Origin of the sequence: Vibrio sp. 10N.261.46.E11, from assembly GCF_041472735.1 — a bacterium.
In the GTDB taxonomy this organism is placed as follows: Bacteria; Pseudomonadota; Gammaproteobacteria; order Enterobacterales; family Vibrionaceae; genus Vibrio.
Map to the genome: position 1 here is coordinate 22181 of NZ_JBFRQW010000043.1, position 23769 is coordinate 45949.

Annotated in this window: 24 protein-coding genes; 19 read left to right on the forward strand and 5 right to left on the reverse strand. The window is 41.3% G+C overall.

Annotation, left to right across the window (positions count from 1 at the left end):
• Positions 1-104: 104 nt before the first annotated feature.
• The 3 genes from AB4407_RS14500 to AB4407_RS14510 form a co-directional block, all read right to left on the reverse strand.
• Entirely contained in the window at positions 105-317 is a 213-nt protein-coding gene (locus AB4407_RS14500; protein WP_017106559.1) for a VF530 family DNA-binding protein, read from the reverse strand.
• A gap of 164 nt (positions 318-481) precedes the next feature.
• Positions 482-2170: an AMP-binding protein gene (locus AB4407_RS14505; protein ID WP_372121067.1), complete on the reverse strand. Its 1689-nt coding sequence runs from the start codon at positions 2168-2170 to the stop codon at positions 482-484.
• 90 nt (positions 2171-2260) lie between these two features.
• On the reverse strand, positions 2261-3010 hold the full coding sequence (locus AB4407_RS14510) for an AraC family transcriptional regulator (protein ID WP_012604679.1): 750 nt from the start codon (positions 3008-3010) through the stop codon (positions 2261-2263).
• A gap of 193 nt (positions 3011-3203) precedes the next feature.
• On the opposite strand from AB4407_RS14510, the gene AB4407_RS14515 reads away from it, so the two are divergent.
• From AB4407_RS14515 to AB4407_RS14595, 17 genes are all read left to right on the forward strand, one after another.
• Positions 3204-3374: a Flp family type IVb pilin gene (locus AB4407_RS14515; RefSeq protein WP_012604678.1), complete on the forward strand. Its 171-nt coding sequence runs from the start codon at positions 3204-3206 to the stop codon at positions 3372-3374.
• A 173-nt stretch (positions 3375-3547) separates the two neighbouring features.
• Positions 3548-4078 (forward strand): prepilin peptidase, encoded by a 531-nt coding sequence (locus tag AB4407_RS14520; RefSeq protein ID WP_372121068.1) that lies wholly within the window; start codon positions 3548-3550, stop codon positions 4076-4078.
• A gap of 37 nt (positions 4079-4115) precedes the next feature.
• The gene (locus tag AB4407_RS14525) at positions 4116-5465 is read left to right on the forward strand and encodes an ATPase AAA (protein ID WP_012604676.1); all 1350 of its coding nucleotides are present in this window, start codon (positions 4116-4118) and stop codon (positions 5463-5465) included.
• Positions 5458-6207: a Flp pilus assembly protein CpaB gene (cpaB, locus tag AB4407_RS14530; RefSeq protein WP_372121069.1), complete on the forward strand. Its 750-nt coding sequence runs from the start codon at positions 5458-5460 to the stop codon at positions 6205-6207. The genes AB4407_RS14525 and cpaB overlap by 8 nt, the downstream gene beginning before the upstream one ends.
• 8 nt (positions 6208-6215) lie before the next feature.
• Positions 6216-7670 (forward strand): type II and III secretion system protein family protein, encoded by a 1455-nt coding sequence (locus AB4407_RS14535; protein ID WP_012604674.1) that lies wholly within the window; start codon positions 6216-6218, stop codon positions 7668-7670.
• Positions 7660-7929, forward strand: coding sequence for a hypothetical protein (locus AB4407_RS14540; RefSeq protein WP_029223092.1), 270 nt, complete (start codon positions 7660-7662; stop codon positions 7927-7929). Before AB4407_RS14535 ends, AB4407_RS14540 begins: the two co-directional genes overlap by 11 nt.
• Positions 7930-7945: 16 nt before the next feature.
• Complete coding sequence (locus tag AB4407_RS14545; RefSeq protein ID WP_372121070.1) at positions 7946-9214, forward strand: TadE/TadG family type IV pilus assembly protein; 1269 nt, start codon at positions 7946-7948, stop codon at positions 9212-9214.
• 2 nt (positions 9215-9216) lie between these two features.
• Positions 9217-9645, forward strand: a complete 429-nt coding sequence (locus AB4407_RS14550; RefSeq protein ID WP_029223775.1) for a TadE/TadG family type IV pilus assembly protein — start codon at positions 9217-9219, stop codon at positions 9643-9645.
• On the forward strand, positions 9645-10136 hold the full coding sequence (locus AB4407_RS14555; protein WP_269335709.1) for a TadE/TadG family type IV pilus assembly protein: 492 nt from the start codon (positions 9645-9647) through the stop codon (positions 10134-10136). The genes AB4407_RS14550 and AB4407_RS14555 overlap by 1 nt, the downstream gene beginning before the upstream one ends.
• A gap of 24 nt (positions 10137-10160) precedes the next feature.
• Positions 10161-11375, forward strand: coding sequence for an AAA family ATPase (locus AB4407_RS14560; protein ID WP_372121071.1), 1215 nt, complete (start codon positions 10161-10163; stop codon positions 11373-11375).
• A gap of 33 nt (positions 11376-11408) precedes the next feature.
• A complete protein-coding gene (locus AB4407_RS14565) occupies positions 11409-12860 on the forward strand; it encodes a CpaF family protein (protein WP_372121072.1) in 1452 nt (483 codons plus the stop codon).
• Between the two features lie 9 nt (positions 12861-12869).
• Complete coding sequence (locus AB4407_RS14570; protein WP_372121073.1) at positions 12870-13835, forward strand: type II secretion system F family protein; 966 nt, start codon at positions 12870-12872, stop codon at positions 13833-13835.
• Positions 13836-13838: 3 nt separating this feature from the next.
• The gene (locus tag AB4407_RS14575) at positions 13839-14810 is read left to right on the forward strand and encodes a type II secretion system F family protein (RefSeq protein ID WP_012604666.1); all 972 of its coding nucleotides are present in this window, start codon (positions 13839-13841) and stop codon (positions 14808-14810) included.
• A complete protein-coding gene (locus AB4407_RS14580) occupies positions 14807-15811 on the forward strand; it encodes a tetratricopeptide repeat protein (RefSeq protein WP_372121074.1) in 1005 nt (334 codons plus the stop codon). Before AB4407_RS14575 ends, AB4407_RS14580 begins: the two co-directional genes overlap by 4 nt.
• 26 nt (positions 15812-15837) lie before the next feature.
• Entirely contained in the window at positions 15838-17610 is a 1773-nt protein-coding gene (locus AB4407_RS14585; protein ID WP_372121075.1) for a hypothetical protein, read from the forward strand.
• Positions 17607-18536 (forward strand): glycosyltransferase family 2 protein, encoded by a 930-nt coding sequence (locus AB4407_RS14590; RefSeq protein WP_017096776.1) that lies wholly within the window; start codon positions 17607-17609, stop codon positions 18534-18536. Before AB4407_RS14585 ends, AB4407_RS14590 begins: the two co-directional genes overlap by 4 nt.
• Before the next feature lie 9 nt (positions 18537-18545).
• Positions 18546-19256 (forward strand): class I SAM-dependent methyltransferase, encoded by a 711-nt coding sequence (locus AB4407_RS14595; protein WP_372121076.1) that lies wholly within the window; start codon positions 18546-18548, stop codon positions 19254-19256.
• Positions 19257-19356: 100 nt separating this feature from the next.
• On the opposite strand, the gene chrA is transcribed toward AB4407_RS14595, so the two are convergent.
• The gene (gene chrA / locus AB4407_RS14600; protein ID WP_372121077.1) at positions 19357-20505 is read right to left on the reverse strand and encodes a chromate efflux transporter; all 1149 of its coding nucleotides are present in this window, start codon (positions 20503-20505) and stop codon (positions 19357-19359) included.
• Positions 20506-20605: 100 nt separating this feature from the next.
• Here chrA and AB4407_RS14605 point away from each other — a divergent pair, with 100 nt between their 5' ends.
• Together AB4407_RS14605 and AB4407_RS14610 are read left to right on the forward strand one after the other, a co-directional pair.
• Positions 20606-21532, forward strand: coding sequence for a LysR family transcriptional regulator (locus AB4407_RS14605; RefSeq protein ID WP_372087899.1), 927 nt, complete (start codon positions 20606-20608; stop codon positions 21530-21532).
• Positions 21533-21949: 417 nt separating this feature from the next.
• Complete coding sequence (locus AB4407_RS14610; RefSeq protein ID WP_372121078.1) at positions 21950-23077, forward strand: CyaA/EF/ExoY family adenylyl cyclase toxin; 1128 nt, start codon at positions 21950-21952, stop codon at positions 23075-23077.
• A 95-nt stretch (positions 23078-23172) separates the two neighbouring features.
• Here AB4407_RS14610 and AB4407_RS14615 read toward each other — a convergent pair whose 3' ends face one another.
• Positions 23173-23733, reverse strand: coding sequence for a gamma-glutamylcyclotransferase family protein (locus tag AB4407_RS14615; RefSeq protein ID WP_372121079.1), 561 nt, complete (start codon positions 23731-23733; stop codon positions 23173-23175).
• Positions 23734-23769: the final 36 nt, after the last annotated feature.

The following is a 23769-nucleotide window of genomic DNA, read 5'->3' on the forward strand; positions in this document are numbered from 1 at the left end:
GCGAGATGCGAGATGCGAGAAATAGGAGACTGATGTGGCCCCTAAAAAGTAGACACAGGGGTTGTCCCGTATTTAATCAACACGGGACTGATGAAGCAGAGAGACTAACGCTTTAAGTCGATGTAAATCTGCTCTACCTTGGTACGAGCCCAATCTGTTTTACGCAAAAATTTTAAGCTCGATTTAATGCTCGGGTCTTTTTTAAAGCAGTTGATGTTCACCATGTAACTCAACTCTTCCCAGCCGTAATGTTCAACCAATTCAGTCAGTAGCTTCTGTAGAGTGATACCATGAAGTGGGTTGTTTTCTTGTGTCATGAGGGATTCTCGCGATTTAGTTACTCCCAGTATAACATTTTCACTTTATGGATGAGCAGGCAATTTTCCTTGCTAAACAGTGTGAACAATTGATTATTCAAAGAAATGAAAAGAGCGAGCTTTTCAGCTCACCCTTAACGTTATCTTTCATTCCGGTCCGATAGCTATTCTTCCCAAACCACCAATTTATCTTTCGGCCAGTTATGACCGATTTCATGGTATTTCTGCTCAAGGATATGTCGCTTTATCTTGAGAGTAGGGGTAAGTACACCGTTGTCGATGCTCCACGGTTCCTTAATCATCAGTACCCCTTTGATCTTCTCATGCGAGGCTAACTGTTCGTTCATTTTTTCAATGACACGTTTACTTGTTCTTTCATAACGAGCCTGATCAAAATTAGGGAAGTCATGCGGTACCACGAGTAGGATAGGACCAGGTAAGCCTAAGCCGATCAAACACATCATTTCTACGCGGCTGTATTCAAACAGTTTGTTTTCGATTGGCACTGGAGCCACAAACTTACCTTTCGCAGTTTTAAAGGTGTCTTTTTTACGTCCCCGGATCGTTAGGTAGCCCTCGCTGTCGATATCACCAATATCGCCAGTATGAAGCCATCCCTCAGAGTTAAAAGACTCTTGGGTGGCTATGTCATTTTTGTAATAACCAGAGAACATACCTTTGCTTCGAACCAAAATTTCTTCATCTTCTGCAATTTTGAGTTCGATGCCCGGACCAGCATTACCCACAGTACCAATTTTGTCGGCTCTAAACGGGTGATTAATCGTGCTGTAGGCGAAAGACTCAGTCATTCCCCAAGCCTCGGTAATGTGTAGGCCAACACTCTCATACCATGCGAGTAGAGCCGGTGATACCGGAGCTGAACCACATCCCAAAACGCGTGCTTGATCTAACCCTAGGCCATCAGCCAGTTTCTTCTTAATGATGTTGTTGATAAACGGAATCTTAAGTAAGAAATTCAGTTTCTTCTGCGGAAGCTTATCTTGGATTCGTTGCTGGAACAGAGTCCATAAGCGAGGAACTGAAATAAATAGAGTAGGGCGATGCATTTTTACATCATCAATAAAGGTATCTAAAGACTCCGGGAAAGCAGTGACTATACCGCCCATTACCGATGAGCCAAAGATGTAAACGCGTTCTGTAATATGGGCAAGCGGTAGATAAGAGAACAGGCGATCACCGGGTTGGATACCAATATGATCGATCAACCGTTGAACTGACCACGTAAAGGCGCCGTATGTGAGCATCGCACCTTTTGGTAGCCCTGATGTACCCGAAGTATAAACAAGCGACATTACTTTATCATCGTGATGCTGAGGACGCTTGGTTGAGGGTTCATGGGTATCGATGAGTTGTTCGAAAGTATGTTGGCACTTCGCTGCGCTATCGTAGGGAAGTGAGATACTCACCAAGTTTGGATTATCATCCAGTACTTTTTGAGTGGCCTTAGGATCGTCGAGTTTACCCGCAATCACAATTTTACTTTCACTGTGTTCAATACAGTACTGTATGGTATCGGCACCCGCTGTTGGAAAGATTGGGACGCTGACAAAATCTCCTAACATCATGGCAAGATCGCAGATAAACCACTCTGCACAGTTTTTCGATACGAGAGCGACTCGATCGCCAGGTTGGGCGCCGAGTCCTTCTAATGCTGACGCCAGTTTTAGTGCTTTGTCGGCCACTTCTTTATAAGTAAACTCAACAAATTGGCGGTTAATAATTTGCTTTAAGTAGACTTCATCTGGGCGTTCTTCTGCCCATTTTAAAATCATGTCATTGGGTGTAGGGAGAGCTGTTGCTTGTTCTTGGCTAAACTCGTTAGGCTGAATCATTGTCTAACTCCATGTTTTTCGCTAAGTTATTTTTGTTAAAATCATGTTAAATGTACCATGATTTTTTCTTTTAGGGAGTAAAATTAGCGTTTATGTTCTTTGTTTTCCGTTATCTGTGCAGGCTCGCCTGTAACTTGCAGGCGTTACTCCAGTCCGTTTCTTAAAAATTCTCGAGAAATATGACACATCCTTGTATCCACATTGATACGCAATGACAGCAATTTTTGATTCGGTATCTGCTTCGATTAACTTTTTGGCAAGTAGAATGCGTTTATCGCACACGAAGTCTCTAAAGCTTACTCCAAAGTGTAGATGAAACTTTTTAGAAAAATAGGTGGTTGAACAGTGACATTTCTCGGCGATCTCTGTTTCTCTGATTTCTTTGTTGATGTTGTCCATCACAAAGTTAACGACTTCGGATGTGAAGGCTTTTACAGGAAGCTGGTTGTTATTGTTTGTGTCTCTGTCGATATCGAAATGGGACTCGAACATATGCCGTGTCTTAGCCTTAAGCTCTTCGAATTGACTGGTCAGATGATTACTGTTTGTTTCTATGATGAAAAATATATTCTTATGATTTCGAACGATATTAGGTAACGGGTCAGAGCAAATAATAACAATTCTTTTGTTCAAATTTTCGCAAATAGATAAAGCCATGGTAAGTAGTTGGATTTTATCAGGGGTATTCAAAATGAAAAATACCAGTCTGACGTCTAAGTTACTGATTATAGATATGTCTTGTTTGAAGTTGGCAATAGAGAAATAGTGACTTATTTTATTGATAATAACGGAGTTGAAATCACTCTCTTTATCCGATAATAACGGGGTTACTATTTTCATACAGATACCCAATGCATTTCATATTCTCTTTTAGTCTAAAAGTGGCTAATTAATGAAGCTTTATATTTAGATTAGAAGTACCACAAAAAAGTGCAAGTAAATGGCAAAAAAATCCTAACCAAATATATCTCTCACCTCTAGATTTACTTTACAGGCAAACAAAGTCTGATACGTAAATCAAGGAGAGGTTCTCATGGATAAGTTTTTGAATAATTGTAAAGAATTCATGAAAGATGAAGAAGGGTTGACTGTTATCGAGTATGTAATTGGTGCAGCGTTACTGGTATTAGGCTTGACCACTATATTTACTGGTTTTGGGGCCGCCCTATCCGCTAAGCTTAATAATATCATTAACAGTATTTAATGATTACTGCCATGGTTGCTCGGAGAGTGAGACAGCAAAAGGGGTTAACGACTATTGAGTATGTCATTGGTGCTGCCTCACTCATAATTTTTGTCGGGCTAATTTTCTCTGGAATGGCTACGACATTAGTGAGTAAATTTCAAAGTATTATATCGAGCGTATGAATTGAAATTATGATTAATGAGCCTTCTGTTTTTTGGGCATTGCTAATTGCTGTATCGGTATACGATGTTGAGAAACATCGTATACCAAACAAAATATTGATTCTTTTTTTGTTTTTCTATTTTTTATCAATGTTCAACAGCAATTACACCTTTGATAGTTTCTTAATGTCTTTATTTGGGTCGGTCGTATTCTTTTGTTTTGGATTGCTATTCTATTTTTTAAGAGCAATGTCTGCAGGGGATGTGAAGTTATTAGGTGTTGTAGGAATGTATTTGGGGTGGGGGCAATTACTCGATGCATCGTGCTTTATCTTGGTTTCTTCTGGAGTTGTTGGGGTTTTCTACCTGCTATACAACCTGTCCAACTCGAGCTGTTTTAGTATTAAAAGCTATTTTGAAAATAAGATAATTGTGCTTGGTGGAGCTGCACCAGTCATTGATAAAACAGCTAATTTACATACTCGGTATTCAAATAAAGTAACGATGCCTTTTGCTCCTTCTGTTGTTATAGGGTTAGCGATGTATAGCTACTTTACTTAAATCTGTTGTTGGTTAGCTTTGTGGGGAGACATAATATATGGATATTATAGGGCGTACTGCTCCAACAACCTTGAAGCCACAAATTTCAGCCCCAATCGTCCCTACATCTCTTGATATGTTGGGTGTTCCTGAAGTCGTTATTGAAAACCTTGTACTTAAGCATTTGTCGGCTTACCCAAAATCGGATGTTTTAGAGCTTTCTAATTATTTATGTGTTGTTACTCATATTGTAGAAAGCGCTTTGGCTGTTTTAAGAAAGAAGTCACTAATCGAAGTATTTCAGCCTACTTCTGATATTTCCCTCTCATCTGTGTCGCATAGTCATGTTCGTTATTCACTATCAGAAAAAGGGCTTGAAGAAGCGGATCTTGCTTTCAAGCGTGATGCTTATTTAGGCCCCGCACCGGTTTCGCTTACCCAATATAGTGAGGTGGTAAAACAACAAGACTTGAGAGCTGAGTTAGTAACTCGGCCACATGTCGAGGCGGCACTGAATGATGTATATGGTGTCGACAAAATGATTTCAGTACTTGGGCCTGCAATCAATTCGGGACGTGCTTTGTTGCTGTATGGACATGCAGGAACGGGGAAAACATTTGTTGCGAGCCGTATTGTGAATGCTTTACATACCTCTGTGTTTATCCCTTATGCCGTCTATGCTCTGGGTAACATTATCAAGGTGTTCTCGGCGCAACATCATAAACCGTTGGATAGTAACGGCAGCGATCAAAGTATTTCCCTCAAAGATCAGTACGACAAGCGTTGGCTTAATTGTGAAAGACCCAATATCCAAGTTGGGGGAGAACTGACGATGGATATGCTTGAAGTTAATCACTCAGAAAATAGTCGAGTCTGGTTAGCACCAGTTCAAATGATGGCAAACAATGGGATTTTTATCATTGATGACCTTGGTCGTCAGCCCATGCCTGTGGATGCGCTTCTTAACCGTTGGATAGTACCGATGGAGTACTCATTCGATTATTTGTCGCTGCCTAATGGTCAGCAGATAACGATGCCATTTGTATTAACGCTGGCCTTCTCTACCAATCTAAATCCCAAGAAAATAAGCGACCCTGCCTTTTTGCGTCGTTTAGGTTACAAGATTGAATTCAAGCCACTTAACCAACGAGACTATGAAGCTTTATGGATGAGCGTCGTTGCTGATAAAGAAGTAGAGCTTCAAGATGGATTCTTTGAGCGTTTGTCTCAAATGCACACGCTTCTTAAGGTGCCACTTTTCCCATGTTTACCGAAAGATCTCGTTGGTATAAGCAAAGATATTCTTTCGTTTGAACAACTCCCGCCTGTTATTACCTTCGATATTCTTTCCATGGCATGGGAAGTCTATTTTACCTCTGATGGACACGAGGAAGAAAATAATGAATAAGAGTCAAGTTTTCCTACTGTTTTTACTGTCCGTAGTATTTGGCTTAGCGGCTGTATTTTTTGCTAAGCAGTGGATGGAAGATCAAGTTCAACCAACCGTTGAAGTTGAAGCTGTGGAGCGTCATCCAGTCGTGGTGGCATCACAAGAAATTGAAGCTGGAACCATTATTGAGGAACAGTTCTTAGCGACAAAGTTGATGGAAGTTGATTGGATTAATGAAAATAATTTTTCCGATGCTTCTGAATTGGTTGGCAAAGTGGTGGCCAATACTATTTATGCTGGAGAAGTGCTTCATAAAATGCGTTTTACTATTCCAGGAGAAGGCTCAACGCTTGCTGCATTAATACCTGAGAATAAACGTGCGGTAACAATACGAGTGGATGACGTTATTGGTGTGGCTGGTTTTCTATTACCAGGTAATAAAGTTGACATACTTAGCACCGTTTCTTATAGCAAAACTTCAGCAGCAACGCGTACCGTGTTGAAAGATATCAAGGTATTGGCAGTAGACCAAACGGCAAAAACGAATGAAAACAGTCCTATTATCGTACGAGCTGTGACATTAGAGGTTTCACCTAAAGATGCTGAAAAACTTTTAACAGCGAAGAGTAAAGGCAGTATTCAACTGACACTGAGAAACCCACATGAAGTTGAGAAAAAGGTTGTTCGTCGATACGTACCTAAGCCGAGTGTGACGATCATTAAAGGTACTCAAGCATCTAGTGTTCGCGTCAAGGATTGAGGTGAGTTATGAAAATAATAATAACGTGTATTTTGAGCTTTGTTTGTTTCTCTACACTGAGCTTTGCTGCTCTACAAACGGGTAAAACGGTAACGGTTCCTCATCACAAATCAACACATGTGGTGTTGTCAGGGAAAGCGAGCAAAGTGTCGCTTGGTGATCCTGATGTACTTGATATTGTGATGTTGAAATCGAGCGAGCTGTTTTTAATCGGAAAAAAATTAGGTGCTACTAACCTAATGGCGTGGGACTCCCGTGGCCAGCTGATTGAATCGATCAACATCGAAGTCACTCATGATCTTAATAGCTTAAAAGCGAAGTTATATGAGTTTCTTCCTGATGAAACTATTGAGGTGCACAGTGCTCAGAATCGCTTGCTGCTGAGTGGGCAGGTGAGTAATCAGCAACAAATGAATGTAGCGATGCGAATAGCAGAAACCTACTCTTCGGGTGAAACAGCTGATGAATCGAAGGAAAGTGGTAGCGAGCAAGCGGCAGCGACAGGTGTTATCAACTTGATGTCTATTGGCGGTGCTCAACAAGTTATGTTGGAAGTGACGGTTGCCGAGGTTCAAAGAAGCTTGGTGAGAAAATTTGATGCAAACTTTCACTTCTTCCAAACGAGCGGATCGAATATTTCTTGGGGGGCGTCGTCAGTTCCTGCTGGTGTTCTAGGGGCTACGCCAATCTTTGATATTCCAACCTCTACTGATTACGGCATTTTAGGCTCGTTTATTGATAGTAATACCCTGTTTACATTCGCCCTAGATGTCGCAAAACAGAATGGTGTGGCGAAAGTTTTAGCAGAACCTAACTTAACGGCATTAAGTGGCTCTAAGGCTGAATTTTTAGCGGGTGGTGAATTCCCTATCCCGGTGCCAGATGAAGACGGTATTACGATTGAATATAAAGAATATGGGGTTGGGTTAAAGTTCATTCCCACAGTTCTGAGTGATAAAAAGATCAACCTAAACTTGGCTGTTGATGTGAGTGAAATTGCCAATAGTAGCTCGTTAACGATTGATCCTGGAACAACCAATGCGACCTACTTTATCCCTCCAATCACTCGTCGAAGCGCGTCATCGACGCTTGAGCTGGCCGACGGACAAACTATTGGTATTGCTGGGTTGCTCAGCGAGAACGTTAGGGATGTGAGTAACAAAATGCCGGGTATTGGTGATGTCCCCATCTTAGGGCAACTCTTTAATAGTCAAGAGTACGTATCTGGTGAAACAGAACTTGTCATTCTTGTTACCCCTCGACTTGCGAGTCCTATTGACCGAAGTAAAGTAACGTTACCAACAGACGCCTTTGTTGACCCGAATGATCTGGAATATTACTTATTAGGTCGAAGCGCTTATATCGCTGAACCGTCTGAATCGGATTCAGAGCAATCTCAAGCTTCACAGGGAATATCACCAACAGATGGTGGTAGCGAAGGCTCATTTGGACATGATTTATAAGGAGATAGATATGATTAGAATAATGATGGTCTTTCTCGTAATGGTGTTAGTTGGCTGTGCTAATGATGCTCGTTTAGGGCATTCGGTAGCACTCGTAAAAACGGAACAAACGTATAACCCTAATGCGACCCAAGAGAATTTACTCGTGGTACCGGATGGTACGGGGGAGCGGATGCAGACTGGTTACGATAGATATGTAGGCAGAGGTGAAAACGAACTGTCTGGAAGTAGTAGCCAGATCTTAGAAGAATTTAACTAAATCTGGAGGTACTCATATGTTGTATCGAGTATCAAAAAGTCCCAGAAAACAGCAAGGCTTAGTTGTCGTATTAGTTACCGCTGCTTTGCTTGTTTTCTTAGGGGTGTCAGCGTTGGCTGTAGACGTTAACCATATGCTGGTTAATAAAACACGCTTACAAAATGCTGTAGATTCAGCGGCGTTAGCTGCGGCAACCATACTGGACAATAGTAAAGACAAAGATGCGGTGGATGCTGAAATAGTCACTGCGCTAAATGCAATGGCAGGGTCAACAGGGAATCATGAGATTGATTTTACCACGGCTTCCATAAACATTGATTACTCTAACGATCCTCAGGATTTTACTGGCACAGCCACCTTCGGTGAAAACGATGATGTATATGTGCGCGTTCGAGTTGATTCGTTGGATATGGATGAATTCTTTATTCAAATGTTTGGATTAGTAAAAGAGGTTTCAGCAAGTGCCGTCGCTGGGCCAAGCTCTGGGCAAGAGGTTGTTAATAACGTTGTGCCAATTGGTGTTTGTATTGGTGACGGAACTTCGGATAACGACGTCGATCCTGAAGATGGATATCATGACGTTACAGGCGATGCAATAACGAGCGTGTTTGGTTATGAAGTCGGGACTGTCCATGCATTGAAGGTGGGTGACAGTAGCTTATCTGAAATGGGTAACGGTAATTATCATCTATTAGACTTTGGGTCTGGTGGTAAGGCTATAAAAGAGGGGTTAGGTGGTAGTTATGACCAACCTGTTAAAATTGGTGAAGATATCACGACCAAACCTGGCGGCACGGTTGGCCCAACAGGCGATGGTTTGAATACTCGTTTTGGTGATTACGGTGGTGGCTTATCAGCATCAGATTACCCTTCTGACTATGTAACTACAGAGCCTCGCGATGAGATTACGATTGACGCTAGTACTGGAGATATCGATTTTGATGGTACTTACAACTATGCGCAATATGAAGCTGATACCAACGCATGTATAGCAAATAACGGTTCAGGGTGTGCCGCTAATGGTGTTGCTTGGCGTCGTATTTTACCGATACCTATGATGGATTGCTCAGGTAAAAGTGGCGGTGCCACTGACTTTACTGTGAATAAAATTGGTTGTTTTTTCTTGTTGCAAAAAGCACCAACTAATAACTCAGGTACGCCGGCCGTCTTTGGTGAATTTATTCACTCCTGTAGTGTTGTTGGTGGTTCAGGCAGTACAGAATCAACAACGGAAGGAACTTATAAGATTGTTTTGTATAAGGATCCTGATAGTGGGGAGTCTTGATTATGAAACCTTTAATTAAATCTAATCGTGGCTTTGCTGCTATCGAGATGGTAATCGCGACTCCTGTATTGCTATTTTTCCTTATATTAGTGCTTGAGTTAGGCAATATGATGATTCACTACAATGTGATATCTAAATCCGTTCAAAATGGCGCCCGCTATGCGGTTAGTGAGGTCTATGGAACCAAAGGTGGAACGCTGGCTCCGTCGTCAGAAATACAGAATGTGGTGGTTTATGGTCAAAACACCGCAGGAACAGCGCTATTGTCGAATTTAGTTGTTTCTGACGTGACAGTTAGTCCACCCAATACAGACAGCTATGTGCGTGTGAGTGTGACCTACAATTATATTCCTCACTTTGTGTCGATCCCGTTTTCCTCGGCGAGCTTTTCTATTCCGATTAGTGTCTCTTCGATAATGAGGGTGTTGTGATGAAACGGTACAAAGGGCGCATTAAAGGCATCGCTATTATCGAATTTACCATAGTGTCTTGGCTCGTTTTTCTTTTGGTTTTCCTTATTTTAGCGCTGGGTGCTTACATATTTTCGCTTCAAATGGTGAGTGAGGCGACCAGAAAAGCAGCAAGGTTAGCCACGGTTTGCTACGTTGCAGATAGGGATAATATCGCAGGAATGGTTGTAGCTGATCTCCCTCTTGTTGGTTTTAGCGCGGCGAATTTGGAAGTTGCCTATTTAGATGTTAGCGGGAATGAAATTACATCTGGTTATGATACGGATCCGGTATTTAGCAGCATTAAATTTGTAAGGGCGCGAGCGACAGGGTACGGAATTCAACTAATCGATAATTTGAGTTTTTTAGGAACGGGTGGTTACTTGGCCGCTCCCTCATTTGAAACCATCTTACCTGCAGAAAGTTTAGGTGTGGTAAGGGCGGACTCCGAAACTCGGAATCGGTGTCCATAAGTTATTTTATACAGGAGTAGCGGTATGGGGGAAGCGATCAAAATCACGCCTAATGAGAACGATATTACGCGTTTGAGAACAAACCTAAAAGTCTGGTTGATCTACAGTACTGAGGGTTTTCTCTCACACATGAGTCAAGAGCTGAAGAAATGTCGAAATGTGCATGTGACATCATTTTCTCTCGGAGCAATGAGTGAAGAGTACTTAAAAAGTGCCGATGTTCCAGAACTTATTTTTGTTGAAGCACATGGCAACTGGGCTCAAAAAATGGTTGAGCTACAGGGTTATGATCTATCGCTAGAAGAACAAGATTTATCTTTAGTTGTACTCGGTGATGAAAGTGACAATGGCTCATTAAAAATCGCGCTGCGTCTAGGGGCTTCTGATTTCTTATCTCACAACGTGACGCTTTCTGATTTGCTCCCACTGCTCAAGAAAACGGCGGCCGAAAAGCTTGAGAATTCAAGCTACGGTGAGTTTATTCTGTTTTTAAACACCAAGGGGGGAATGGGGGCGACCACCTTGGCGTTGAATACCGCTATTGAGATGGCCAGTCAGCATCCCGGTGAGGTTTTGCTACTTGATATCGACCTTCAATTTGGTGTGATTCCTGATTATTTAAATATTGTTCCTACTTATAGTGTTTCGGATGCGATCAATAGTTCGAATGACTTAGATGAAATATCGTTGGGAACTTTGGTAAATAAGCACGAATCTGGCTTACATGTTCTAAGCTTTAAGCATGAGAACAATGCTGATGACTTTGAACAGGCACAGAAAATAGGCCGATTGCTTCCTATATTACGCCGTTTTTATCCTTATGTGATCATTGACCTCTCTAGAGGGCTAGACCATGTGTTTGCATCTGCAATATCACCAGCAACAAAGGTGCTTCTTGTTTTGCAACAGAGTTTAGTGTCAGTCAAAAACACAAGTCGACTCATTAAGTCTCTGAAATTTGAATACGGCTTACAAAGTGATTCAATCGAGGTCATTCTGAACCGTTATGAAAAGCGGCACTCAATTAAGTTGAAAGATATTGAGCAAGCGGTGGGGAATCACAACATACACCTGATGCCGAATGATTTCAAAGTTGCGTTAGAGAGTGCCAACTTGGGGCAACCGCTAGTTCAGTCGAGAAAGAAAAGCTCCATTACTCGCTCTATTATCGATTTGTCGCATATTCTTTCACCACCAGAGCAGGAAGAGAAAGGGTGGCTAAAAAAGCTGTTTTCATAATGGGTTGATAACAAGTAAACGCGAGGGATTGTGATGTTCTTTAAACGAAAAAATGTAAATCCAGAGTTTGAAAAAAGAGTAGAACAGATTTCGCATGATTCAGAAGATGCCAATCCTGTTGAACGTTTATCAAGCGTGGAGATGACTAGCCACACTCGAAGTGCAGAAGCTCATGTAGAAAAAGAAAAGGCGATTGATGAAGCTCGCAAAGTTCTGGAACAAGAGCTATCAATAAAACACTTTTTCCATAAGCAGCTCCTTGAAACACTAGACTTGGGGTTACTCTCAAGCTTGGAAAAAGAGCGAGCTAAGCTAGATCTACATGAAGCCATCGTACAATTAATGGCTGAAGATGGGAGCCATGCGCTCAGTGCTGAAGGGCGTAAGCGGGTTATCAAGCAGATAGAAGATGAGGTTTTTGGCCTTGGGCCGCTTGAGCCTCTATTAGCCGATCAAACGGTCTCCGATATATTAGTCAACGGCCCTAAAAGTGTTTACGTTGAGCGAAGGGGTAAACTCGAAAAAACGCCATACACTTTTCTGGATGACCGTCATCTGAGAAACATTATTGATCGCATAGTCAGTCAGGTAGGGCGTCGAATAGATGAAGCATCACCTATGGTAGATGCGCGCTTAGTTGATGGGTCACGTGTTAACGCCATTATCCCTCCTCTGGCTCTTGATGGTCCTTCCGTTTCAATCCGTCGTTTTGCCGTTGATCGTTTGACGATGGATAACTTGATTAGCTACGACTCCGTCTCGCCTCAAATGGCTAAGTTTGTCGAAGCTGCCGTGAAAGGAGAACTTAATATCTTGATTTCAGGAGGGACGGGGTCAGGGAAAACAACCACACTGAATATCTTTTCTGGTTTCATCCCTCGAGACCAACGAATCATTACTATAGAAGACTCTGCAGAGTTACAACTTCAACAACCCCATGTTATTCGCCTAGAAACCCGCCCTGCTAACTTAGAAGGGAAAGGGGAGATTAGTCAGAGAGAGTTGGTAAAAAACACCTTACGTATGCGACCAGACCGAATTGTGGTTGGTGAGGTGCGTGGTAGCGAAGCCGTTGATATGTTGGCGGCAATGAATACTGGTCACGATGGGTCTCTCGCGACTATTCACGCCAATACCCCCCGAGATGCTTTAAGCCGTGTTGAAAACATGTTCTCTATGGCTGGTTGGAACATTTCAACCAAAAACTTAAGAGCCCAAATTGCGTCGGCTATTCACCTTGTTGTCCAAATGGAACGACAAGAAGATGGTAAGCGCCGTATGGTGAGCATTCAAGAGATCAACGGCATGGAGGGGGAGGTGATTACCATGTCGGAAATTTTCCGTTTTCAACGTAAAGGTATTGATGAAGATGGCAATATTATCGGCTATTTCACTGCGACGGGGGTCGTACCTCAATATCATGACCAGTTAGTTAAACGTGGACTCGATCTGCCTTTCGAGCTCTTCACTGAGACTCATGGTTAAGGAGAGATTATGGATAATGTAAGTGTTTCACTCGGCCTATTATTCATTGCGGTGCTTTTTATCTCCCAAGCTTTGTTATTGCCTGCTGCGGGGAAAAAAGCTAAGCATAAAGAGCTTTCTCGACGTTTGAAAGAGACCCAACGTAATATCGATGAAGAGAGCTTGTCGCTACTCAAAGAGCATTATAATAAAGACTTATCCCCATTAGATCGCAAGCTCATCGTTATCCCTTATTTTTCTGGCTTAAAACGGATGTTGGAGTTAGCCGGTATTAGAGTTTCGCTAAGCCGCTTTTTACTCATTGTTGCTCTATGCGGTGTGTCGCTCACTCTGATATCAATAATGACTCAACAAGAGTGGTTCATTAGCCTAACGGCATTCATTGCTGTCTGGGTTATTGCTTATCTGTATGTGCAAAATCGAGTGAGTTATCGAATGGCTCGATTTGAAGAGCAGCTCCCTGAAGCGTTGGATATTATTCGACGGGCATTACAAGCTGGGCAGCCGCTAATTCAATCATTCAATGAGGTTGGTGAAGAACTCCCTGACCCTATCGGTGCCGAGTTTAAAAATACCTATAACCTACTTAACTATGGTTACGATTTACGTTTGGCTATTTTACAGATGGCTGAGCGTGTCCCCACCGTATCAATGTTAGCTTTTTCTAGTGCGGTAATGTTGCAGAAAGAAACAGGGGGTAACCTCTCCGAAAATCTTCAAAAAGTATCCGAAGTTCTCAGATCTCGCTTTAAGTTAGAAAGGAAAATAAAAACGCTTTCTGCTGAAAGTCGGCTATCAGCATGGATATTAACCTTATCCCCATTTGGTTTGTTTTTTGCTTTGAAAGTGGCGAATCCAGATTATATTGAGCCGCTTTATAATGACCCTCGCGGCGTTTCAATGGTCAGTGTTGGTATTGTACTTTTAGCGATCGGAGCCCTATGGATTAAGCGAATCATCAGCATAGAGATTTAACCTATGGAATTATTAAACATTGAAGTTTGGAAGCAAATGTTAGCGGACTTTGGAGTTAGCTCTCAGATGGTTATCTACGTAATGATTTTGCTTACCACCATTTTGTTAACATTGACTCTAGGGTTGTTTATTTTGGGAACCCGATCCCCTTTAGATAAAAAGCTCAAACAGATATCAGAAACGGGTTCACCCAATAATAGAAAGCCTTATGACTTCTCTAATACGTTGGAGTCGCTGAGTCCTTTTATTAGTAAAGGTAATAAAAAGGATAATGAAACCTACTCACAAAAGTTGATGCATGCAGGCTTCCATGAAAAAAATGCGTTATCGGTTTTTTATGCATTGAAAGTGTTATCGAGTTTGGTCGGTATCATCGCGGGCTTTATGGTTTATTACATCTCATTCGGTGGTAGCTACAATAATTTATTGATCATGACCTGCGTCTTTCTTGGGACTTTCACTCCCAATATTATCTTGAGCAAGTTGCAAAAAGAGCGTCAGAAGAAAATTAGAAATGGTGTACCTGATGCTCTTGATCTTCTTGTAGTTTGTACGGAATCTGGTCTAGGCTTTAATGCAGCACTTGGACGAGTTGCTTCTGAGCTTTATGTTTCTCAGCCAGAGTTAGCCGATGAATTGGAGACTGTTTTTGCCAAGATACAAGCAGGTGTCACCATGCCAGATGCGCTGAGGCAGTTCATTGACCGGACGGGGTTGGTCGAATTAGAGGGGTTGGTTTCTTTGCTTTCTCATGCATCGAGAATGGGGGGGAGCTTAGCGCAGACTCTTCGTGATTATACGGTAGATTTTCGAGATAAACGTCAGCAAGCTGCTGAAGAAATCGCGGCCAAGATACCGACTAAAATGTTGTTCCCTATGTTGTTGTTTATTTGGCCTTGCTTTTTCATTGTCGCGTTAGGGCCTGGGATCATTATTGTTATTGATGCACTTGGTGCACCAGGAGTAAGTTTATGATACGAGTGAGTAGGTATTTTCTAGCTTTATTAGTGTTCGTTATTCTTGGTTGTGCATCCTCGGATGAGCCGACAAACCAATTTGATGCCGAGTTGTATTCAGGTAAACCAATCGATACCTTAAGCAGTGATGACCCTCCATTGAGTGAGAAAGAAGCCATTATGCGTGGTGATGTAGCATTGAGGGATAACAATATCGATTTGGCCCTTTATGAATATATTCGCTCTCTATCCTTTCCTGAGAAAGAGTTTCACGATAAAACGCTTTTTACTATAGGCCAAATTCATTCATCTCGTGGTAACTATGCACTATCCGAGAAAGCTTATTTAGCAGCATTAGAATTTAACCCTGCACATACCGAAGTCCTAGAGCAATTGGGTGTTTTGTATACAAAGCAGCGTCGCAAAGAGGAAGGGCGGAGTTATTTCTTTAAAGCGATTAATGCAGATCAAGTTCGTTTAAAAAGTAGTGAAACGATTACAAATTACCAAGCCTTAACTCAAAGTGAAGTGGCTAGTTTGAAGGTCGATAGCATGTCTCCCGAATTAGCTTTCATGGGGATAGGTGTGCTGGAAGATGTCGATGGAAAACACCAGATCGCGCAAGAGTACTTTAAAAAATCACTGACAATAAACAAGAGTTCAGTTAAAGCTTTGTTGAATATGGGCTACTCCCATTACATGTATGGCAATTACAAGGAAGCGTATCAATACACTCGTTCGGCTTTAGAGATAGAACCTAATAATGAAAAGGCTCAAAACAACCTTGCGCTTATTTACTTGGCTGCCGGGGATATCAAAAAGGCAACCAACGTTTTTATGAGACACATGGAAGCTCCTGAAGCTTTGAATAATGTCGGTTATTTTTTAATTTTGCAGGGTAAGCCTGACGAAGCTATTCCCTATCTACAACAAGCTATCGATAAAAAAGCCTCTTATTATAAAGTAGCCAACGACAACTTAAGTAGAGCCTTATCAGAGGTAAGAGAGATGGAGCAGTAACGACTTAAATTATTATCTTTGGGTTAATGAAAAGGATATTCATCTTGCCTAAGAGTGAAAGTTTTAATAAAGATATCATCATTATTTCTGTTGTTTGGCTGCTGTGTGCGACTGCGATATTTGTCTATAAATGGGAGAGTATCTCAACACTGGTTTTAAATGATAATGACGATTACATGCGCTTTGTTCAATTTCAAGACTGGATGAATAATGGGCGCTGGTATCTAAAACCAATGGATAACTTCAATGCCGCTGATGGTATTGTTATCCATTGGTCCCGATTCCCCGATCTGATACTTTCTGTTATTGCGTATCCTTTATTGTTTGTTGTGGATGAAAGTACCGCTTATTCACTGTCTATTTCTATTGTACCTTTGCTTTATCTACTCCTCTATTCACTGTCATGCTTCTATTTATGTAACCATTACTTCGGAGAGCGCTATCGGTTTTTGAGCATGATGTTCGCTCTGTTTTCCCCATCGGTTATGCATTTTATTCCTGGCTCCATAGATCACCATAATATTCAGCTTATTTTGGCTATCTTGTTCCTATCTTTAACACCTATAACTGTAAGTCAAATTAATCAATTATGGCGAGTGTATGCTCAATCTATTCTATTGGCATTGTCGTTATGGACTGGGTTAGACAATATCCTTTTGTTTGCGAGTTTTTTTATCGTCTACACTGTGTATTGTTTTTTTGTTAGCAAGATTTGGTTTGTTTATGTATCAAGGCTATATCTGTTCTGCTGTGTTTCAGTTGTTATCTCCGTTTTATTAAACAGACCTTATAATGAGTTCTTTGATTTTAAGTACGATGAAGTGTCGTTTGTTATTGTGGTTTTGTTTTTTGTTGGTTGGGCTTTTGTTAATAATTACAATTGGTTTAAATTTGATAGCTGGCCTTTTGGGTTGCGTTCGTTTGTGTTTGTTATATTGGGTGTTGGATATATTACTCCAGTAGCTTTGTTATATCCAAATATTACCAGTGCTTTGTTTGTCGATTATCCACCTATACTTCAGACTTATTGGCTTGACCATGTTTCTGAAGCTAAATCAATTTTTCAGTATATAAGTGAGAATGGATTATTATCTATTGATAATTATGTGTTACTGGTCATTCCTGCTTTATTGTATCCTTTTTTTAGAGTTAACAATCATCATTGTACAATCTTGTATATTATTTTCTTATTGAATTTATTCCTTGCCATATTCTGGCAGGTTAGGGTGATAAGATTATGTTTTATTTTATCAAGCCCTTTTCAGGCTTACGTAGTTATAAGATTGTCTGATTTTGTAAAATATTCAATATTTAAAGTGTTAATTATATTGTTAGGAGCTCCATTAGTGATGGCATTTCTAGTGATAGCGGTTGGTAATGATGACTTCGAAAGAAATGCGGTTGAAAATGACAAAAAAACTCTATTTAGAGTATTGGAAGAAAAGGGCATCGAATCAAAGGTTATTCTAACAGGAATTGAGACGGGGGCACCTGTATTGGCCCACACTAATAACCGCATAATTGCAGCCCCTTATCATAGAAATATCGTTGGCAATCAATTCCTTATAGAGGTTATGTTAGAGGGGGATATGAGTTTAGCCAAGGACGAAATCCAAGCTAAGAACATTGATTATATTGTTATAGGAAATGACGCCCACTTAATGGTTTTGAAAAAATCAGCAAGTGAAGAGGCTCTTATAAACAAATTATACAGCTCAAATGTTCCCGGCTGGTTGGAGACCATATATGACGATGTTCCTGATGGCTACCGAATCTTTAGGGTTAGGGAGAGTTTATGAATAGTATAAAAGTTGCAGTATTACTCCCATGTTTTAATGAAGCGGGTGCTATCGGAAAGACAGTTATGTCTTTTAAGCAGGCTTTACCTGATGCGTCTATTTATGTGTATGACAACAACTCAACCGACAACACGGTAAACGAGGCCTTGCAAGCTGGGGCTATTGTTCGACATGAGCCTCGCCAAGGTAAAGGGGAGGTTGTCAGGAGAATGTTCTCTGATATTGATGCTGATATCTATGTGATGGCTGATGGTGATGACACTTACGATGCGTCAATATGCCCTGCGCTGATCGAACAATTGGATAACGAAAAACTCGATATGATTATTGGAAGTCGAGAGCGAGCTTCAATGGCTTATCCCAAAGGGCATATCCTAGGAAATAAACTGTTTTCATCGCTGATTAATTTAGCATTCAATGCTCAATTGAGTGATGTGTTTTCTGGTTATCGAATTATGAGCCATCGATTTGTCAAAACCGTACCCATTTTCAGTGATGGCTTCCAAATAGAAACAGAGCTTACCGTTCATGCGCTACATCATAATATGCCAATCAAAGAAGTTTCGACGCAATATCAATCAAGGCCTGAAGGCACAGCCAGCAAATTGAATACCTTTAGTGATGGGCTCAAAATTCTCAATTTCATTTTGTTCTTATTGAGAGATGTAAAGCCAATGTTTTTCTTTGGCGTGTTGTCTATGTTGCTTTGCTTCATTTCATTGGTTTTAGGAATCCCCGTTATCATCGACTTCATCGATACTGGGCTTGTCGAAAGGGTGCCTACTGCGATTTTGTCTAGCTCAATTGCGTTGATAGCGGTGATGTCTTTTTTCTGTGGGTTGATACTCGACAACGTATCACGAGGTAGGCGAGAGATGAGGATTCTTTCTATATTAAGAACGAGTGATAAAACGCTATCTGAATAGGAATCAAGCATGAGAACAAGCAAGGATGAAGACAAAGAGTGGATCGATTATTTGTCCCGTTTCAGTGACGAATATGATGAGCGAGTTTATAACGGCAATACAACGGGTTATGTGATGAGAGCTGGCCACATAGCATGTGAAAAGCCATTTGGTGAAAGTGAACACTTTTCGAGAGTGTTAGAAGTGGGCTCCGGTACAGGTGAACACTTGCTGCACGTCAAACACACCTTTGACGAGTATATCGTGAGTGATGGCGATGTTGCGGCTCTTGAGGTGGCAAAAGAGCAACTCAGTCGTATCAATTCTTATGACAAACTCACTTTTAACGTAACTAATGCTTGTGAGTTAGATTTTGAAAGCAATAGTTTTGATCGCGTGATCGCAACTCATATATTGGAGCACTTATACGAGCCTCACTTGGTGATCAAAGAGTGGTTACGAGTGTTAAAGCCTGGAGGTACTCTGTCTATTTTGATTCCTACCGATCCTGGGATCGCTTGGAAAATCGGCCGTTATATGACGACAAGAAAACACGCCTTACAGAAGGGGTGGCATTACGATTACATTATGGCGAGAGAGCATGTCAATCCATGTAATAACTTAATCGCTTTCTTAAGGTATTACCTTCCTGAACACCAAAAATCATTTTGGCCGCTGAGCTTTGTACCGCTTATTGATTGCAATTTGTTCTTTAACTTCCACGGGGTTAAACCACTATAGGAAGTAAAAGATGCTTTTAGTTTTTGAAAGAAGAGCGGGAAAACAAGAAGTAAGCGATCAAACCTCTCACTTCTTATTTGTCTGTCTATTAATTGATTGCTTAGATCGTCAAACCTGTAATTGCGCCAAACAACATAAACACACCCACTAACCCTACAATCGGGACCTTTACGGTTTTTAATAACCACACACCAACAATGATCAGAGCGAAGTCTATGCCGCTGCTCACTGCGCTTGTGAAGATGGGTTGATACAGGGCCGCAAGCAATAGACCAACAACTGCTGCATTCACACCAGTAAGAGCGCCTGCTACCAAAGGCTTGCTTGCAATCGCCTGCCAATTCTTCAGTACAGCCAGTAGCAATAAGAAACCCGGTAAGAACACCGCAACTGTTGCGAGCAGTGCACCTGTAATCGGTGCCGATGGCATCAACACATAGCCTAGATAAGTGGCTAATGTAAACATTGGGCCAGGAACCGCTTGCGCAGCGGCATAGCCTGTTAGGAAGGTATCTTGAGACAGTTGGTCGCCAATACCATTTTGTAGCAGCGGAAGTACCACGTGACCGCCACCGAATACCAAACTGCCTGCTTGGTAAAATAAACCAAACACTTCGATGCCTTGAGAATATGCACTAAACAGTGGTAAACCAACCAATAGTGCTACAAAAATGACAAGCGGCGTTATGGATATCTTATGTGTCGAAGGCGTTGTTTTTAAGTCTTGCGAGGTTAAGAACTTACTGCCAATGATTGCTGCAAATAGAAGTACTAAAACTTGAGGCCAGATCCCAGGAATCAAAAGTAGAACAATCGCGGTAATGACACATAAGGCGGTCGCTATCTTCGATTGGCAAAAGTTTTTGTACATACCAAAGGTTGCATCAGCCACAACCACAACGGCGAGTAATTTAAGTCCGTGGATTATTGAAATGAAAAGCGGTGCTTCCAACAGCTGGTTGCTCACTAAGGCCAATATTAACATTAGGATGACTGAAGGGGAGGTGAAGCCTACAAATGCAGCAATCGCCCCCGTTAAGCCACCTTTTTTATAACCAACTGCGAAGCCAACCTGACTTGAGCCTGGGCCCGGTAAAAATTGACTGAGGGCGACAATTTGCCCGTACTCTTCGTCGGATAACCAATTCAGTTTCTCAACAAAGGTTTTACGGAAGTAGCCAATATGTGCCGCTGGTCCACCAAAGCTAATCCAGCCAAGCCAGAAAAAGGTTTTAAAAATTGAAAGCATGATCGATTCCAGATAAATGTTTAGCGTAATTTAGGTGGAGTTGAACTATGATTCAAATTAATTGTTTTAATTATAACTATGAATGATATGGGATTGATTTGTGGCTGATTTTAACTGGAAAGGAATTGACCTTAACTTATTGATTGCACTGCAAGCTCTATATAAAACAAACAGTGTGAGCAAGGCCGCTGAACGTTGTTATGTCAGCCAGTCAGCGATGAGTCATAGTTTACAAAGGCTACGAAAGTTGTTTGATGACCCTCTATTTGAGCGTGTGGGCAGTAAGATGGAAGCAACCGATCGAGCCATTGAACTGTCCAGTACGGTAGAAGCTCTGCTCAATACCATCCAGTCAGAGGTGTTACTGTCTAAATCGTTTGATGCCGCGACTTATAAAGGGACTTGGAAGATTGGTCTTACCGATTATGCTGAGCAGATGTTCGCGCCAGCATTGTTTGACCTCATCAAGCAATCCTCTCCTAATTCGCAAGTCGTGCTGTTCAATGTAAACCGGAGTAACTATCAGCAAGTATTTGAAGACGCCAAGCTTGATATGGCGATAGGCAGTTTTGGTGAGGTCTCAAAGCAATATCGAACCACGCATTTGTACACAGAGCAACATGTCTGTTTATTCGACAAGTCGGTTGTATCTATTGAGGGGCCGATATCGTTAGAACAGTTTGTTGCTGTCGAGCATGCTCTTGTTTCTCCTGCTGGGTCTTTAAAGACTGGCGTCGATAAACGTTTGGCTGAATTAGGCTTCAGCCGAAAAGTGGCTATATCTTCAAGCAACTTTTTAACAGTAAAACGTTTGATACGGGGTAGGGAGTTATTGTGTATCGTCCCCAAACTGGTGGCACGCAATGATACTCAAGACCAAGATACCGTGGTAGCAGTGGAGCCACCTATCGATGTGCCTGATTTTGATATACAGCTCATCTATCGCAAGGCTAAGCATTTAGATGATAAAAATAAGCTACTTAGAAAGCTTTTTACACAAGCCGTTTCATCTGTGGTTGCTGCATAGTTGCAGCCGTTGTTTGGTCATTAATTTTATGCGAATTATTTTTAGAAAAATCCGGCTTATTATAAGAACCCGACTATACTTAATTTACGACTAAAAGTAGTCGTAAAGAATAGGCTTTTTGATTTACCTAAGTAAAAAAATTGATTATATCCTAATGATATAGCTGAAAAAAACTACCAGGCTAAACGGACTTAGTTGGTCTTAAAGCGCTAGCTCCCCCTAGCGCTTTTTCTTTTGTTCGAAATCAGTTGTTACCCCACTGACTTGGGCGATTTGAGATCATCTTAACCTTTAACTAACGCATGATGGCTTATTGATATCGTGGCTCGATCTTGTAAGTGTATGCTGAATGTTTCACTCGTTTTGAAATTAGTATAGATTGTGGCTAATAGGAATTTATCTAGAGTCGATGACATTATGTATAAAGGCGATGCAGCAATAGAGCCATCTGGGATAGTGCCTCTGCATAAAGATCTAATTATCCAAACTGCATTCCAGAACAATTGCATTATCCTAGTTCGGCCTGTAAATAAATTGTCGACTTCGCTTATTGCGGAAGGCTACGCTACAAAAGATTTACATGTGAAAGGAAAATCATCGAACTGGGGACCTCAATCAGGCTTTATTTGCTGTGACCAAAAATTTAGTAAACTGTTTAAGAAAAGCCCTCAGGAAATTGTAAAATTTAACAGTAAAGTTAAAGAGTCAATACGGGATAGGTTTGCCAAACCTGTACCACTACTGATATCAAACGAGCGTCTGAATTCTTTAATTAAAGACAAAATGCTGCATATAGTATCTAAAGATCGGGGGATTATTCATGTGACTAACCATGGAAAGCCTCACCACGATTTCGTTCTATATCCAAATGCAATGATGCCTTTTGGTGACTATCCTATACGGTATCGAAATCATCAAAAGAATTTAATGGTGATGTTCAAGAATCTTCCGCAATTGAAACATGGCTATTGGGTTATGACAAAAAATGGCGAATCTATTGAGGAGCTCCTTGTTCTAGCTGAATTTGATAGTTGTGTACCATTAACCGCTGATTATGATTTGTTTGGTGTGCTACCACATTTAAGCAGTTTCTCACACTCAAAACCTTTAAATCTCAAGTCAGCAGCGCGTGTTGTATCAACTGCTTTAGCCCAAAAAGAAAGGCGTATCAACGATGCTGATCTAGGGCGGATTTCTAGCATAACACGCAGAGTTAAAATACAAATCAACCAAAAAATAGGGCTTAGAAAAGTTATCCATCATGGATGCGAACTAGATAACCCCGTTACAGAGCTAGATTATCCAATTACCGCTTTTACTCCGTGGAACGAAGTGGTTGGGGCGGAAAACCAAGGCGAGTTAGAGGCTTTAATCAGAGATACAATAAAGCTGGGCTATGCCTTTTATGCTAATCGACTGTGGAGTCAGTTAGGGAAAGTTAATACCAATTCAAAACAGTTAGGCTATTTAAGAGATTATCAGTGGGATACGAATATTCCAGAGAGTTCGTTGTCAAAATTAGAAGTATTAACCCCTAGGGTTTGACAGATTCTAGTCGTTTAAGCTCTCTTTAGGTTGGTGGTCCCAATGTGTTCACTAACCTAAATTAACTCGCTATGTACCTTTATTAACAAGTAACATCAGCTAGCTGTGCGTACAGTCAGTATCAAGCCATCAATTACACTGTGGTGGTGATCGGAAACCCCAGCAAGATTGCCGTATTTAGGCTGGTGGCGATCATTTTCTAATGGGTGATGCCAACCTTGTGTGTGTTTAACAAAGTGCGCCGCAAAGCTTTCAGACACCTCTAAACATCCTGCCAATACCGTGTCGACATAGGTTTGAACGATAGGGCTGTTTTCGCAAGGAGCCTCAATCTCGTCTTTGATGTAAACCCAGATCGATTGATCCTGTTTGAACTCATTTTGGCTTTCTATCTGAGAGGCCTTTAATTCGATTCGATGATAACCTCGCTCACGGCGATCAAACTCAGCCAGTGCAATATCATCCACCTCAAGCAACACACCATTCACCTGTCCCTTGCCGAGATTGACGATCAAAGGTGATAAAACATAACTGTCATCGATCTTGCTCCAATGGCGAATTAAGCCATGAACAATCGCAGGGATCGCTTGCCCAGTCTGACCGGTAAGCTGGCGTGAAGATGAGTTGATCAAGCTGCCATAACCAAAAATATACATCGCGTTCCTTGTCTGTTCTGTTGTATTTGAGACTAG

Bases quoted from the DNA above. Each gene is read 5' to 3' on its own strand.
- AB4407_RS14500 (WP_017106559.1), bottom strand. From the start codon at position 317: ATGACACAAGAAAACAACCCACTTCATGGTATCACTCTACAGAAGCTA.
- AB4407_RS14505 (WP_372121067.1), bottom strand. From the start codon at position 2,170: ATGATTCAGCCTAACGAGTTTAGCCAAGAACAAGCAACAGCTCTCCCT.
- AB4407_RS14510 (WP_012604679.1), bottom strand. From the start codon at position 3,010: ATGAAAATAGTAACCCCGTTATTATCGGATAAAGAGAGTGATTTCAAC.
- AB4407_RS14515 (WP_012604678.1), top strand. From the start codon at position 3,204: ATGGATAAGTTTTTGAATAATTGTAAAGAATTCATGAAAGATGAAGAA.
- AB4407_RS14520 (WP_372121068.1), top strand. From the start codon at position 3,548: ATGATTAATGAGCCTTCTGTTTTTTGGGCATTGCTAATTGCTGTATCG.
- AB4407_RS14525 (WP_012604676.1), top strand. From the start codon at position 4,116: ATGGATATTATAGGGCGTACTGCTCCAACAACCTTGAAGCCACAAATT.
- cpaB (WP_372121069.1), top strand. From the start codon at position 5,458: ATGAATAAGAGTCAAGTTTTCCTACTGTTTTTACTGTCCGTAGTATTT.
- AB4407_RS14535 (WP_012604674.1), top strand. From the start codon at position 6,216: ATGAAAATAATAATAACGTGTATTTTGAGCTTTGTTTGTTTCTCTACA.
- AB4407_RS14540 (WP_029223092.1), top strand. From the start codon at position 7,660: ATGATTTATAAGGAGATAGATATGATTAGAATAATGATGGTCTTTCTC.
- AB4407_RS14545 (WP_372121070.1), top strand. From the start codon at position 7,946: ATGTTGTATCGAGTATCAAAAAGTCCCAGAAAACAGCAAGGCTTAGTT.
- AB4407_RS14550 (WP_029223775.1), top strand. From the start codon at position 9,217: ATGAAACCTTTAATTAAATCTAATCGTGGCTTTGCTGCTATCGAGATG.
- AB4407_RS14555 (WP_269335709.1), top strand. From the start codon at position 9,645: ATGAAACGGTACAAAGGGCGCATTAAAGGCATCGCTATTATCGAATTT.
- AB4407_RS14560 (WP_372121071.1), top strand. From the start codon at position 10,161: ATGGGGGAAGCGATCAAAATCACGCCTAATGAGAACGATATTACGCGT.
- AB4407_RS14565 (WP_372121072.1), top strand. From the start codon at position 11,409: ATGTTCTTTAAACGAAAAAATGTAAATCCAGAGTTTGAAAAAAGAGTA.
- AB4407_RS14570 (WP_372121073.1), top strand. From the start codon at position 12,870: ATGGATAATGTAAGTGTTTCACTCGGCCTATTATTCATTGCGGTGCTT.
- AB4407_RS14575 (WP_012604666.1), top strand. From the start codon at position 13,839: ATGGAATTATTAAACATTGAAGTTTGGAAGCAAATGTTAGCGGACTTT.
- AB4407_RS14580 (WP_372121074.1), top strand. From the start codon at position 14,807: ATGATACGAGTGAGTAGGTATTTTCTAGCTTTATTAGTGTTCGTTATT.
- AB4407_RS14585 (WP_372121075.1), top strand. From the start codon at position 15,838: ATGAAAAGGATATTCATCTTGCCTAAGAGTGAAAGTTTTAATAAAGAT.
- AB4407_RS14590 (WP_017096776.1), top strand. From the start codon at position 17,607: ATGAATAGTATAAAAGTTGCAGTATTACTCCCATGTTTTAATGAAGCG.
- AB4407_RS14595 (WP_372121076.1), top strand. From the start codon at position 18,546: ATGAGAACAAGCAAGGATGAAGACAAAGAGTGGATCGATTATTTGTCC.
- chrA (WP_372121077.1), bottom strand. From the start codon at position 20,505: ATGCTTTCAATTTTTAAAACCTTTTTCTGGCTTGGCTGGATTAGCTTT.
- AB4407_RS14610 (WP_372121078.1), top strand. From the start codon at position 21,950: ATGTATAAAGGCGATGCAGCAATAGAGCCATCTGGGATAGTGCCTCTG.
- AB4407_RS14615 (WP_372121079.1), bottom strand. From the start codon at position 23,733: ATGTATATTTTTGGTTATGGCAGCTTGATCAACTCATCTTCACGCCAG.